The sequence below is a fragment of the Thermodesulforhabdaceae bacterium genome, from assembly GCA_037482015.1.
GTDB lineage: Bacteria > Desulfobacterota > Syntrophobacteria > Syntrophobacterales > Thermodesulforhabdaceae > JAOACS01.
Window position 1 is genome coordinate 1 of record JBBFKT010000012.1, and the last position, 14,012, is coordinate 14,012.

Annotated in this window: 10 protein-coding genes and 1 rRNA gene; all 11 read left to right on the forward strand. The window is 43.7% G+C overall.

The window, feature by feature from the left end:
* Positions 1 to 103: ribosomal RNA gene (gene rrf, locus WHS38_10775) — 5S ribosomal RNA — on the forward strand; the annotation flags it as partial.
* A 284-nt stretch (positions 104 to 387) separates the two neighbouring features.
* A complete protein-coding gene (locus tag WHS38_10780) occupies positions 388 to 738 on the forward strand; it encodes a hypothetical protein (GenBank protein ID MEJ5301460.1) in 351 nt (116 codons plus the stop codon).
* A 26-nt stretch (positions 739 to 764) separates the two neighbouring features.
* Positions 765 to 1,292, forward strand: a complete 528-nt coding sequence (locus tag WHS38_10785) for a hypothetical protein (GenBank protein ID MEJ5301461.1) — start codon at positions 765 to 767, stop codon at positions 1,290 to 1,292.
* A gap of 235 nt (positions 1,293 to 1,527) precedes the next feature.
* Positions 1,528 to 2,475, forward strand: coding sequence for an acetyl-CoA decarbonylase/synthase complex subunit delta (locus tag WHS38_10790; GenBank protein MEJ5301462.1), 948 nt, complete (start codon positions 1,528 to 1,530; stop codon positions 2,473 to 2,475).
* Between the two features lie 54 nt (positions 2,476 to 2,529).
* Complete coding sequence (gene cooS, locus WHS38_10795; protein ID MEJ5301463.1) at positions 2,530 to 4,506, forward strand: anaerobic carbon-monoxide dehydrogenase catalytic subunit; 1,977 nt, start codon at positions 2,530 to 2,532, stop codon at positions 4,504 to 4,506.
* A 120-nt stretch (positions 4,507 to 4,626) separates the two neighbouring features.
* Positions 4,627 to 6,984: an acetyl-CoA decarbonylase/synthase complex subunit alpha/beta gene (gene acsB, locus WHS38_10800; protein ID MEJ5301464.1), complete on the forward strand. Its 2,358-nt coding sequence runs from the start codon at positions 4,627 to 4,629 to the stop codon at positions 6,982 to 6,984.
* Between the two features lie 97 nt (positions 6,985 to 7,081).
* Entirely contained in the window at positions 7,082 to 8,434 is a 1,353-nt protein-coding gene (acsC, locus tag WHS38_10805; protein ID MEJ5301465.1) for an acetyl-CoA decarbonylase/synthase complex subunit gamma, read from the forward strand.
* Between the two features lie 115 nt (positions 8,435 to 8,549).
* Positions 8,550 to 9,431 carry a dihydropteroate synthase gene (locus WHS38_10810; protein ID MEJ5301466.1) on the forward strand — a complete coding sequence of 294 codons (882 nt, stop codon included), beginning with the start codon at positions 8,550 to 8,552 and terminating at the stop codon, positions 9,429 to 9,431.
* A gap of 142 nt (positions 9,432 to 9,573) precedes the next feature.
* Positions 9,574 to 12,330, forward strand: a complete 2,757-nt coding sequence (ppdK, locus tag WHS38_10815) for a pyruvate, phosphate dikinase (protein ID MEJ5301467.1) — start codon at positions 9,574 to 9,576, stop codon at positions 12,328 to 12,330.
* Positions 12,331 to 12,460: 130 nt separating this feature from the next.
* The gene (locus tag WHS38_10820; GenBank protein MEJ5301468.1) at positions 12,461 to 13,408 is read left to right on the forward strand and encodes a CoA ester lyase; all 948 of its coding nucleotides are present in this window, start codon (positions 12,461 to 12,463) and stop codon (positions 13,406 to 13,408) included.
* 25 nt (positions 13,409 to 13,433) lie between these two features.
* Complete coding sequence (locus WHS38_10825; GenBank protein ID MEJ5301469.1) at positions 13,434 to 14,009, forward strand: DUF3011 domain-containing protein; 576 nt, start codon at positions 13,434 to 13,436, stop codon at positions 14,007 to 14,009.
* Positions 14,010 to 14,012: the final 3 nt, after the last annotated feature.

The window sequence follows — 14,012 nt, forward strand, 5'->3', positions numbered from 1 at the left end:
GGGATGGGAACGGGTGTTTCCCATCCCGAACACGGAAGTTAAGCCCCTCAGCGCCGATGATACTGCGAAGGTAGCTTCGTGGGAAAGTAGGTCGCCGCCGATCCTTTTTTATTTAATTAATAATCTTTTTCATAATTAAATTCTTACAAAACACCCCAAAAGAATCTGATCCACTATTCTTAATCTATTGTCTTTCCTTTTGTGGATGATATATTAAAAGCGCCTTTTGGTGAATTAAAATATTGGTGCCTGAATACGCCAAAAATGAAGGGATAAATTTTTGGTTGTTGTGTTACAAGGCTTGCTGTTAAGGCTAGCAAGTAGGAATAAATTTAGCAGTTGGGCTCCTAAACGTAAAAAGTAATTTGAATAGAAAGGTTACGGATTATGCAGTGTGAGTTCCTATCAATAGAAGAATTTAAGAAAACCTATGAAGTTTCTCGAACTTTTTATGTTGGATTCTTGCAGGCTCAAAATGGTTCTTGGTTCCCCTTTTGTATATCCAGCTCCCCTGAACAGTCGGTCTTGGATACCCTTTGTGTATCTTCACAGTATGCTTGGCTTGATGAAGTAATAAAGCCTTATGTGACACGACTTCCATCTGTAAAAAATCATCTTGTTCATTTAGTTTATCGGGAAGAGATAGATAACCTTGTGTCAATGTATGGGCTTGAGCATATAGGATTTGTGACGTCTGAAGAGCAGGCCTCTTGCGAATGTGGTTGTGGGTGTCATTAAGGAGCCCATGACGCAAGGAGGTTTTTGTGGCAAAAATAATCTACGCTCATCCTACTGTAAAAGGTTATGCACATCATATTTTTACCGATTTGGACTTTTGGGATGCTAGAAAAATACTGCGAGATCTTTTCGATTATTTAAGTGTTAGGAGAAATTTTGGCAACAATCCCCCGGGAGATGAATTTCCCACCCAGATTGTATTTGAGAAAACATCAAAAATTGTTCTTGCAAAGGTTGAAGCTCGCCTTAAAAAAGCTATTCCGTCTCCCCCTCGCCATGTTGTGGTCCGTCACATGATTTTGAATGGTTTTTTTAGTTTTAATCCTTCCGATTATTATCCGAATCGTTGGTCTAAAGAAAAAATTGAGCATTTTACCTGGTGTCGCCTTCCTCTTGAGCAAACGGCTCTTTGTAGTCCCTATCAAACGGTAGTGCTTGAGTGGTGTGGAGAATTGCTTGTAGTTAAAAGAACTCAGCGCTCGGAAAAGTATGATCCTAAAATCACAACATACAAGGAAGAGCGTCGTTGGCGCTTCATACCAAGTGCTTTTTAGATGTTGTTATTATCTTCACAATGATTGTGCTTGACATTTGGAATTTTCTTTATCATACTTAAATCTTACAGTCAGGTTAGTTTAAATTATAACGAAAGGTCATCTGCTAGATAATAGTGTAGGACACATCAAAAACTTTTCTCAAAAGATGTGATCCTCACTCAAGTAGGTTAGTCGAAGTGTGGGTTTATAGTGGTCTAATGTGGAAATAACAAACCAGAAAGGAGGAAGAGCCTTGGCATTCGAACCGACAAAACAAAAATATACTGGAGCTATTCGTCAAGTGACGATTGGAACCGGTCCCAAAGCGGTGACAGTGGGGGGGCGGTCTTGTTTTCCATTTTACACCTTTGAAGGTTCAATGCCCAATCCCCCAAGGATTGCTATGGAAGTGTGGGATAAGGATCCAGGTGCTGATTGGCCTGATGCGGCAAAGGAGCCTTTCGCTGATGTCTTGGGGGATGCGGCAGCATGGGCAAAGAAGTGTGTTGATGTGTATGGCGCTGAGATGATAGCTCTCCAGACAAGAAGTGCGGATCCAAACGCTGATAACCGTCCGGCTGAGGAAGTAGCTGCTGTTGTGAAAAAAGTCGTGGATGCTGTGGATGTTCCGGTTATCGTCTGGGGAGTTGGAAATCATGAGAAAGACATAGAAGTTATGCGCCTTGTGACTGAGCAGTGCAGCGGAAAACATCTTGCGATAGCTCCTACAGAAGAGGGCGATCATAAACAAATTGGAGCCTCCTGTATGGCTTATGGTCATGTAGTTGTTGCGTCTACCCCAATAGATGTTAACCTTGCTAAGCAGCTTAACGTTCTTCTTGGGAACCTGGGTGTAAGAGATGACAACATTCTTATTGATCCTACAACGGGAGCCTTGGGTTACGGTTTGGAATATACCTATTCGGTCATGGAGCGTATTACCCAGGCAGCGCTGGCTCAGGGAGATGACAAGCTGGCTAATCCTATAATTAACAACATTGGTATTGAAGTTTGGAAGACCAAAGAGGCAGGACAGACTGTAGAAGAAGCCCCAGAACTTGGAGATCCTAAAAAGCGAGCTGTCATGATGGAGGTTGTTACGGCAGTAAGTTTTCTTCTTGCGGGATCAGATGTTGTGATACTTCGTCATCCCGAAAGTGTTAAGCTTGTGAAGAGCTACATTGAAAAGATGATGGCATAAGGTTTTAATTTTCCTAATAAAAATCCCCAAGAAGGGGTAAAAAGGGGTGTAACTATGGCGGAAGTAGAAAAGAAAGAAAAGAAAAAACAGTATGATTTCAGAGAATTTACCACCTGTGAAGCCACCCTTATGATGCTCCAGAAGGCTGCAGAAGATGGGGTGGAAACGGCATTTCAGCGTGCTGCTGAAATGAAGCCTTGTCCTATTGGAGTGGAATCTGCTTGCTGTAAGCACTGTGCAATGGGACCATGCCGCTTAAATCCGAAAGATCCATATTCAAGAGTTGGTGTTTGTGGTGCAACTATCGATACAATTCAGGCTCGTAACTTTGCTCGCATGGTAGCAAGCGGCTGTGCAGCTCATACTGACCACGGCATGACCATGCTTGATGTTTTCCGCGATGTAGTAAATGGTCATATTAAAGACTATCAGATAAAGGATGAAGTAAAACTTAGAGAAGTAGCAAAGAGCATAGGTATTTCCGTTGACGGTAAAGATACCCTTACTGTGGCAAAAGAACTTTATCATGAATTGGAAAGGACCTACACTCAGGTTGAAGGTGAAATTCCTTTTGCAAAGCGCGTTCCTCCTAAGACTTTGGAGACATGGAGAAAGTATGGGCTGGTTCCTCGAGGTGCGATGAGAGAAATTATGGAAATTATGCATCGCTCTCATATGGGTGTAGATCAGGATTATCAAAATATTGTTTTACAATGTGGTAGGACGGCTCTTGCGGATGGTTGGGGCGGTTCGATGGTAGCAACTGAAATCTCGGATATTCTCTTTGGAACTCCCAAGCCTCTGGTAGCTGGTGTTAATATGGGATATCTCAAGGAAGATCATGTTAACATTATCGTTCATGGTCATGAGCCCAATCTTTTTGAATCTATGATCGATTCGGTTAATGATCCTGCACTTATTGAAGAAGCCAAAGCCGCTGGTGCAGCGGGAATTCAACTCCTTGGGATGTGCTGTTCCGGTGCTGAAGTTCTTAGCCGACATGGGGTTCCGCATGCCGGTAACTTCATGAGCACGGAAGTGGTTATTGCAACTGGTGCTGTAGATGCGATGGCAGTTGATGTGCAGTGTATTAAACAATCTCTTGTCACCATGTCTAAATGTTATGGAACAAAGTTTTTCACCACTAACCCTCGATGTAAAATTGAGGGAGCCGAGCACATTGAATTTCATGAGAGAAGCCCAAGGGAATGCACTGATAAGATAGTCAAGATGGCTATTGAGCGGTTTAAGAATGCTCGACCCGAAAGAATAGTCATTCCACAGCGTAGAGATCTAGGTATTCATGGATTTTCTCATGAATATATTAATTATATGCTTGGTGGAACCTTCCGAGCTTCTTATAAGCCTTTGAATGAAAATATTATAAATGGGCGTATTAGGGGTGTTGCTGGTGTTGTTGGTTGCACCAACCCGCGCGTAAGGCAGGATTATTTCCATGTGGAGCTTGTTAAAGAGTTGATAAAGAACAATGTTCTTGTGGTTCAAACCGGTTGTTCCCAGATTGCTCTTGCTAAAGCTGGTCTAATGAAACCTGATGCGGCTGTTCTTGCTGGAGATGGACTTGCTGAAGTTTGCGAAACTGTTGGTATGCCGCCTGTTCTAGGACTTGGTTCCTGCGTGGACAATAGCCGTATTCTTGTTGCTTGTGCTGAAATGGTTCGCATTGGAGGGTTGGGTAATAGTATAGCTGATCTGCCTGTAGCTGGAGCAGCGCCTGAGTGGATGAGTGAAAAAGCTATATCGATTGGTCATTACTTCGTATGTTCAGGAGTTTACACTGTTTTTGGAGGAACATTCCCTGTCGTTCAGGGAACCAAGTTCCAAAAATTCCTGTTTGAAGGATTAGCGGAGCTTGGACTTGGAAAATGGGATTTTTCTGATGATCCATACGATATGGCTCGTAAAATGATAGCCCATATTGACGAGAGACGTATGGCTCTCGGCATTATGGGTCCGCGCGAAAGAAAACTTTTCGATATGGCTGACCGTCGAGCCTTGGAGACTATGTAAGGTATTTTGGGGATCCTGGGATATTCCTGGGATCCCGGGCATGGCAAATTTTCCCAAGAAGGGCGGTCATGGAAGATCAGAAAGGCTTAAGAAAATATCCTTAAGAAAAGGAGTAAAGATATGTCGAGATTGGTAGCATTTGCAGCAATACAGGGTGCTTATAACATTGTTGCAAAAGTGGAAGGCAAATGGAAGCAGACAATGGATAAATATGGGCCAAATGAGCCCATAGGCTTTCCGAACACTGCTTATTACCTTCCTATTATTTATTCAATTCTTGGAATAAAAGTTGAAAAACTCGGAGATGCTGAGCAGGTTTTGAATAGATGCAAGCAGTTGCTTCCCCCTCATATAAGCAAAAGAATTTACACTCCCTATCTTGGTAATACTCTGGATGCGGGTATGGCAGCAATTCTTGCTGAAGAAATTCTGGAAGCGATTCGCTACCTTGAAGAGCCTGATTTCTATTATCCTCAAGAAGATCCCGATATCGAAAACGGAAAGATCTGGGTTGGTGCTGCCGATGACGTTATTATGAGAAAGCGCGGTGTGGAATTCGTCGATGGAACTGCCCCTGGGTTTGTTGCTATTGTAGGTGCAGCCCCCGATGTTGAAACCGCTAAAAAGATTGCGGAAGAATATCAGAAGAAGGCTATTTACGTCTTTATGTGCGCCAATCAGAATGGCACAACCTTTACCGAACAGCTTATTCAAGCGGGAGTTCAGATCGGATGGAATACACGTCTTGTGCCTTTCGGCCCTGAAATTTCTGCGGCTGTGTTTGCTCTCGGTTTTGCAAACCGTGCAGCTATGGCTTTTGGTGGTGTCCAGCCTGGTGATTACAAAAGGATCCTTCTATATAACAAGGATCGTATCTTCGCCTTCGTTAATGCTCTTGGTGAAGTAAATGCTGAATGGGCAGCGAATGCTGCTGGTGCTATTAACTGGGGCTTCCCGACAATCGCCGATACGGATATTCCAGAAATTCTACCGACAGGTGTATGCACTTACGAACATGTTGTTTCTAATGTGCCTCACGATCAGATTGTGGCAAAATCGATTGAAGTTAGAGGTCTTAAAGTAACGGTTACGGAAGTTCCTGTTCCTGTGTCTTACGGTCCAGCCTTCGAAGGTGAGCGAGTACGTAAGGATGATGTCTATCTTGAATGTGGTGGTGGTAAGACTCCTTGCTTTGAGCTTGTGCGTATTGCTGAAATGCACGAAGTTGAAGACGGGAAGGTGGAGGTTATCGGTCCTGACATCAAAGATGTGCCACCTGGTTCGAACCTGCCGCTTGGTGTTATAGTTGAGGTAGCGGGTCGTAAGATGCAAGAAGATTATGAGCCAATTCTAGAACGTCAAATTCACCATCTTATTAACTATGCTCAGGGCGTAATGCATATTGGACAGCGCGATATAGCCTGGTATCGTATCAGCAAGTCTGCCGTAGAAAAAGGATTTACTCTTGAACATATAGGGAAGATTCTCCATGCTAAATTCCATCAGGATTTTGGAGCTATTTTCGACAAATGCCAGATAAAAATATATACTGAAGAAGATAAGGTGCGAGAACTCCTAAAGATTGCCCAAGCTCGCTATAAGATGAGAGATGAGCGTATTGAAGGTATGACTGATGAGACTACGGATATTTTCTACTCCTGCGTGCTCTGCCAGTCCTTTGCTCCTACTCACGTGTGCGTTATAAGCCCTGAGAGAACAGGTCTCTGTGGAGCATACAACTGGCTCGATTGCAAAGCCTCTTACGAAATAAACCCAACCGGTCCTAACCAGCCCTGTCCTAAAGGGGAGGTTTTGAATCCGGTTCTTGGGAACTTTAAAGGGGTTAATGAATTTGTTGAAAGGGCGTCGCGAGGAGCTATTAAGAGCTACAATTTCTACAGTGTTGTTTATGACCCAATGACAACCTGTGGTTGTTGTGAATGTATTGCGGCGGTTCTTCCGCTCTGCAACGGTGTTATGACAGTAAACCGAGAATATACTGGTATGACACCATGCGGAATGAAGTTTACGACTCTTGCTGGAACCATTGGTGGTGGAGCGGTAACACCTGGTTTCGTTGGACATAGCAAGTATAATATCACTCAGAGGAAATTCATTGCTGGCGATGGCGGTATAAAGAGGCTCGTGTGGATGCCCAAGATGCTGAAGGAAGAAATTCGAGAGCGACTAATAAAGCGTGGTGAAGAAATTGGTATTCCTAACTTTATCGATATGATTGCAACGGAAGAAGATGGTGTTACAGAGGAAGAAGTTCTTGAGTTCCTCAAAAAGGTAGGCCATCCGGCTCTTTCTATGCCTCCTATTCTGGGTGGTGAAATGCCGGCTGCTGCAGAAGCGGCTGAAGCCGCCGCAGCACCCGCTGAGGAAGCGGCTGCTGGTGAAGCCGAATGGGGTGAAGAAGCAGCTGGTGAAGCCGATTGGGGAGCTGGTGGAGAATCTAAGGAGGAAGGTTGGTAGTATTTGAATAAGAGTGGGAAGATGACAGGTGATAATCTGGGGATACCTGTCATCTTCCTGTTTGGTTCTCTCGAAATGGTGAGGAGGAGACTAAACAATGGGAATGACCGGAATTGAGATTTTTAAATTGCTTCCTAAGACAAATTGTGGTGAGTGTGGAGTTTCTACGTGTCTTGCTTTTGCAATGAACCTTGCGGCTGGCAAGGCTGAGCTTGCCTCCTGTCCTTATGTGTCGGAAGAGGCAAAGAAGATTCTTGCGGAACAGTCGGCTCCCCCGATTAGAACCGTAGTTATAGGTACGGGTAATTATGCAACCAAAGTCGGTGGAGAATTAGTTCAGTTTCGTCATGAGAAAACTTTCAATAATCCAACTGGACTTGGCTGTGTTATTTCAACGGATGAAGATGATGCTTCCGTTCAGGGCAAGTTGGATCGTTTTAAAGCCCTGCAGTTTGAACGAGTCGGCGTGTTAATGCGTCCCGAATTTATCGCAATTCAGGATAAAACCAACGATCCGGCAAAGTATAAAGCCTTTGTAGAAAAAATCATGGGACTTACCGATGCAGCGCTTATACTTGTTTCTCCCAATCCTGATGTAATGGAAGCAGCTCTCGCCGTTGCCAAAGATAGAAAGCCACTAATCTACGCGGTGACTATGAAGAACGGTCCTAAGATGGCACCTATTGCCAAAAAATATGACTGCCCTGTGGCTGTAAGAAGCGACGGCACGCTTGACACGGTTATGAAGATCACTCAGAATCTCATGAAAATGGAAATTAAAGACATCGTCATAGACACCGGTGTTCGAGATCTAAAGACAGCTTTTACTCATAGTGTCCAGATCCGAAGAGCTGCTCTTGTTGATAGAGCGAGACCTCTTGGATTTCCAACCATTGTTTTCGCTAACGAAATGGCTTCCAGCCCTGAAGAAGAAGTTATGGTTGCCGCAACTTTTATTTCAAAATACGGAGGTATAGTCCTTTTAAGCGATTTACAACCTCATTTTGTTTTCCCGCTTCTCTTGCAGCGGCTTAATATCTTTACAGATCCACAGCGACCCATGACAGCAGAACCCGGTGTCTATCCTATTAACAATCCGGATGAAAATGCACCTGTTCTTGTTACTTGTAACTTCTCTCTTACTTACTTTATCGTTTCCGGTGAAGTTGAATCTAGCCGTATGCCGGCATGGCTGGTGGTTAAGGACACTGAAGGACTCTCTGTTATGACCGCTTGGGCTGCTGGTAAGTTCTCCGGTGAAGATGTGGGAGCCTGGATAAAGAAGTGCGGAGTTCTTGATAAGGTTAAACATAAGAGTGTGGTAATTCCGGGTTATGCGGCAGCTATAAGTGGAGAGCTTGAGGAAGAACTTGCTGGATATAATGTTGTGGTTGGTCCTCGAGAAGCTAGCCAGATTACAAAATTCCTTAAGACTTTTTCTCCTAAATAGTTTTTATTAATCATAGGGAAAAGCAAAATTACCAGGGGTAATCGAAAAGTAAAGGATTGCCCCTGGTTGTAAAGTTGGTCAAAATGGGCACCTCTAAGAAGGAGGAGAGATTCTCATGAAACTTATTGGTGAAAATCTTAACATTGTAAGCAAGAAATATGGTAAGGCGCTTAAAGAGAGGGATGCCAAGACATTGCAAGAACTAGCTGTTCAGATGGCTGAAGCTGGAATGGATTACATAGATCTTAACATTGGTCCGGCTGGTAAATATGGAGAAGAATTGATGTCCTGGCTAGTGCCTGTTATTCACGAGGTTGTTGACCTTCCTCTAGCCCTGGACACTTCTAATATAAAAGCTATAGCAGCGGGGCTTAAGGTTCACAAAAAAGGAAGAGCCATGATTAACTCGATTATGGTTCGCCCTGAGAGAATGGAGGCGCTTCTTCCTTTAGCAAAAGAATATGATGCTGAGTTTGTTGGACTTTTGTGGGGACCTGAGGGGATGCCTCGAGATGAAAATGAGCGTGGAGCGCTCTGCGCTGAACTTCTTTTCAGAGCTACTGAGATGGGCATTCCACCAGAAAGAATTTATATAGACCCAATTCAAACCCCTGTTAATGTTCAGCAAAACCAGATTATGAGCGCTCTGGCATTTATGAAGATGTTCCCTGATATAGCTCCAGGTTGCAGTTCAACAATAGGATTATCTAACGTTTCTAATGGTGCTCCTGAGCATCTTCGTCCAATTCTAAATCAAGTAATGCTCATTTTATGGAAGCGTTGGGGGATGCAATCAGCTATAGTTGATTGCTTCGATAAAGATCTTCATGCTATAGCTCGGGGCAAGCGTCCCGAACTAGAAGCTCTTGTGTATAAGGTAGAAGATGGCGAACCCATAGATATGAGTTCTCTTACCAAGGAAGAGCAGGATTACGTTAAGACTGCTCGAGTCATTCTTGGACATACTCTATATTCAGATTCCTGGTTAGAACTCTAGACTTTATTTTCTTCCAAAAACTTTTTACTATAAAACCCCATCTTTGATTCAAGATGGGGTTTTTCGATTTTCTTGGTGTTATCCAAGCCTTAAAGATTTTATTAACTGATTGCAAACTTTCTCATAGGGTAGGAGAGAGGTTATGGTGAAGAAATACGTTTATGTTTTTGGAGGGGGAAGAGCCGAAGGGAATGCTAAGATGAAAGGTCTTTTGGGGGGCAAAGGTGCAAATCTTGCCGAAATGACAAATCTTGGTATTCCCGTTCCACCAGGCTTTATCATCACGACTGAAGTATGTTCTTATTTTTACTCTCAAGGTGAAACCTATCCAGAAGAATTGAAGCCTCAAGTTGAAGCAGCTCTTCACCACATAGAATCAGTCGTGGGAAGGCGTTTTGGGGATGCATCTAATCCCCTTTTAGTGTCTGTAAGATCTGGTGCCCCGGTAAGTATGCCCGGAATGATGGATACTGTCCTAAATCTGGGTCTCAATGACGAAACTGTTGTAGGCTTGGCTAAGCAAGCAAATAATGAGCGTTTTGCTTATGACTGTTATCGTCGGTTTGTTGCGATGTATGGAGATGTAGTGCTGGGGCTTAAGCCGGCTGCCAAAGACGAAATAGATCCTTTTGAAGAAATTCTTGATCGCATGAAACACGATCGGGGTGTTACCTATGATTATGAACTTACAGCCGATGATCTGAAAGAACTAGTAAGACTTTATAAAAAGCTTATAAAGGACCGCCTTAATGTAACCTTCCCGGATGATCCATGGGAACAGTTGTGGGGTGCTATTGGAGCCGTTTTTAAGTCCTGGGATAATCCCAGAGCTATCGCTTATCGAGAACTTAACAATATTCCTTCAGATATGGGCACGGCTGTTAATGTTCAGGCAATGGTTTTCGGAAATCTAGGAGAAGATTCCGCCACAGGTGTTGCCTTTACTAGAAATCCAGCTACCGGAGAAAACGTTCTTTATGGCGAATATCTCATAAATGCTCAGGGTGAAGACGTTGTTGCCGGTATAAGGACACCGCAACCAATCAACAAAGCTCAGAAAGGTGATAATGCTGATGTGCTTTCTTTAGAGGAAGCGATGCCCGAGGTGTATGCAGAACTCGAAAGAATTCGTCGTATTCTTGATCGTCATTATCGAGATATGCAAGACATCGAGTTTACAATAGAACGCGGAAAATTGTGGATGCTGCAGACTAGATCCGGTAAAAGAACCGCCTTTGCTGCTCTTAGGATCGCCGTGGAAATGGTTGAAGAGGGAATTCTTTCAGAAGAGGAAGCGGTACTTAGAGTTGATCCTCAACAGCTTACACAGCTTCTTAGACCTACTTTCGATATAAAAGCTAAAGAAGACGCTATAAAAAAGGGAGCTCTTATTGCCAAGGGATTAAATGCCGGTCCTGGAGCTGCTACAGGTAGAGTTGTTTTCAACGCTCCTGATGCTGAAGAATGGGCAGAACGAGGGGAAAAAGTTATTCTTGTGCGTATGGAAACGTCCCCGGAAGACATCCGAGGTATGCACGCTGCTCAAGGAATTCTTACCAGTCGTGGAGGCATGACCTCTCATGCGGCTCTTGTGGCAAGACAGATGGGCAAAGTCTGCATCGTTGGCTGTGGCGCTTTGGATATAAATTACAAAGCTCGCCAATTTGCCGTTGGGGACCTGGTGGTTAGAGAGGGAGATTGGATTTCTCTTGATGGATCTACCGGTGAAGTTTTATTGGGTCAGATTCCTACTCAACCTTCTGAAATTGTGAGAGTAGTGGTTGAGAAAACTCTTGGAATGAACGACTCATCCATAGTTCAGAATTATATGAAACTTATGTCCTGGGCAGATAAATATCGCCGCCTTGGCATCAGAACAAATGCGGACAAGCCTGATCAGGCTGCTATAGCAATAGCCTTTGGAGCAGAAGGAATCGGGCTTTGCAGAACAGAGCACATGTTTTTTGAGGGTGATCGCATCGATGCAGTGCGAGAAATGATTCTTGCTAAAGACAGGGAAGGAAGAGAAAAGGCCCTGCAAAAACTTCTTCCCATGCAAAAAGAGGATTTCAAAGGTATTTTCCGGGTAATGAACGGACTTCCTGTAACTATTAGAACTCTTGATCCACCACTCCATGAATTTTTGCCTGCTGATGAAAAAACTGCTGCGGATCTTGCCAAAAAGATGGGGGTACCCTTTGAAGAACTGTGGTCTAAGATACAGAACCTCCACGAAGCTAATCCGATGCTCGGTCACCGCGGCTGCCGTCTGGGAATTGTTTATCCAGAGATTACAGCTATGCAAGCCAGAGCAATTATTGAAGCGGCCTGTGAGGTCGCAGCGGAGGGAATACCGGTTGATCCAGAAATTATGATTCCTCTTGTTGGACATGTTCTTGAACTCCGCCATCAGAAAAAGGTGGTTGATGATGTGGCAAAACAGGTTTTCCAGGAAAAGGGCATCTCTATAAACTATCACGTTGGGACGATGATCGAGGTTCCAAGAGGAGCCATTACAGCTGGAGAAATTGCCAAAGAAGCGGAATTTTTCTCCTTTGGAACTAATGATCTTACTCAGACGGTTTATGGTATTAGCCGGGACGATGCCGCAAAATTCCTTCATCATTACATAGAGATGGAAATTTGGGATAATGATCCTTTTGAAATTATAGATCGAGATGGTGTCGGGGAAGTAATGAAAATCGCTGTGGAACGAGGGCGCAGAACCAGACCGGATCTCAAAATCGGTATATGCGGAGAACATGGCGGTGAACCCCATTCGGTTGCTTTCTGCCACGAAATAGGTCTGGATTATGTGAGCTGTTCTCCGTATCGTGTTCCTGTTGCTCGACTTGCTGCGGCGCAGGCTGCTATTAGGGAAAAAATGGTTAAAAAATAATATATCAATCAAAAACTGGAGGGGTTTTTAGTGGTTATTCTTGGTTAAGAAATCCGTTATGCTGTTTTGATATAGCAGTGGCAACCCAAACCCCTCCTTTAGCTTTTATACGATGTGAGGAGTTTTAATTATGGATCGCCCTTTTAGATTGCGTCGCTGCATCCTTTCAGTCCCAGGTAATAGAGAAAAAATGCTAGCAAAAGCCAGAAACATTGCTGTTGATGTGCTGATGTTTGATCTTGAGGATAGTGTTCCTGTGGACGAGAAGGCGCGAGCACGCCAGATGATCAGTGAATGTCTTCTTGAAGAAGAGAAATGGGCGAGTGGAAGTCGTTCTGTTCGTATAAATCCTATGGATTCACCCTATGCCTATCGTGATATTGTGGATGTTGTTGAAAGAGCCGGTAAGGCTATCGACACAATCGTTATTCCTAAGGTCAATCACCCCTGTGAAGTTAAAGCTGTGGATTATATTTTGACTCAGATTGAAAGATCTGTGGGATTACCTGATGGAAAAATTGGATTGGAAGCCTCCATAGAAACTGCGGAAGGACTTCTTAGAGTGAAAGAGATAGCCTTCAGTTCAGAAAGATTGGAAACTTTGGTTTTTGGTATTGCTGATTATGCTGCTTCAGTTGGAGCGATGACCCGAGGGGTAAGTGGACACGGTGAAGCCGAAGAATTTTATCCGGGACATCGTTGGCATTTCCCGTTAAGTCGCATGATTATGGCGGCAAAAGCTGCAGGACTTGCAGCGATTGATGCACCTTATGGAAATTACAAAGATCCAGATGGACTCCGAAAATCTTGTCTCCTTGCTGCTGCTTTAGGTTGTGATGGCAAATGGGCGATACACCCAGATCAGATCTCAATTATCGAAGAAGTTTTTTCCCCAGGTGAAGAAGATGTTGAAAGAAGCCGAAGGATTATAGAAGCTTATGAAGTATCGAAAAAAGAGGGCAAAGGATCATTCTCTCTCGATGGAAAAATGATAGACGGGGCATCACTCCGAATTGCTATGAAGATCAATACTTATGCAGAGCTTATGAAGACTCGGCAACGGGGAAGTGAAAAATAACAATAGCTTTATCGAGGGAGATACGATGATGTTTCTACAAAAACATCTAATATGGTTGGTTTCTTTAGTGGCCTTAGGAGTTTTATATCCCGTTTTGTCTGAGGCTAAAGTGGTGGTTTGTGAAAGCCACAAGATGCGGTATCGCTTTTGTGAGGTTGAAGTTAGGGGATCGGTTAGAATGATCAAGCAGATTTCAGATGCTCCTTGCATTGAAGGACAGACCTGGGGGTATGATCGCTACGGAATCTGGGTAACTAATGGATGTAGAGCAAAATTTGAAATAGAAGAGCGAGTTAGCGGTCCAAAGGTGATAAAGATATCCTGCGAGAGCGAACATGAAAGATACCAATATTGTCCGGTGAGCGTTGTAGTTGGAGAAGTGAGGCTTTTGAAGCAGTTTTCAAAAAGCCCTTGTATAGAAGGACAAAGTTGGGGCTTCGATAAACACGGGGTATGGGTTGATAGTGGATGTAGAGGTGAATTTGCTATATATCCTGAGGTAAGGTATTATCCTGGTAGGCATCGAATTGAGCCCGATAATCGCGAACCTCAGGTTATTCCTTATAGTCCTAATGTTCCGGTGCAAAAAAGGAAATGGTGATTG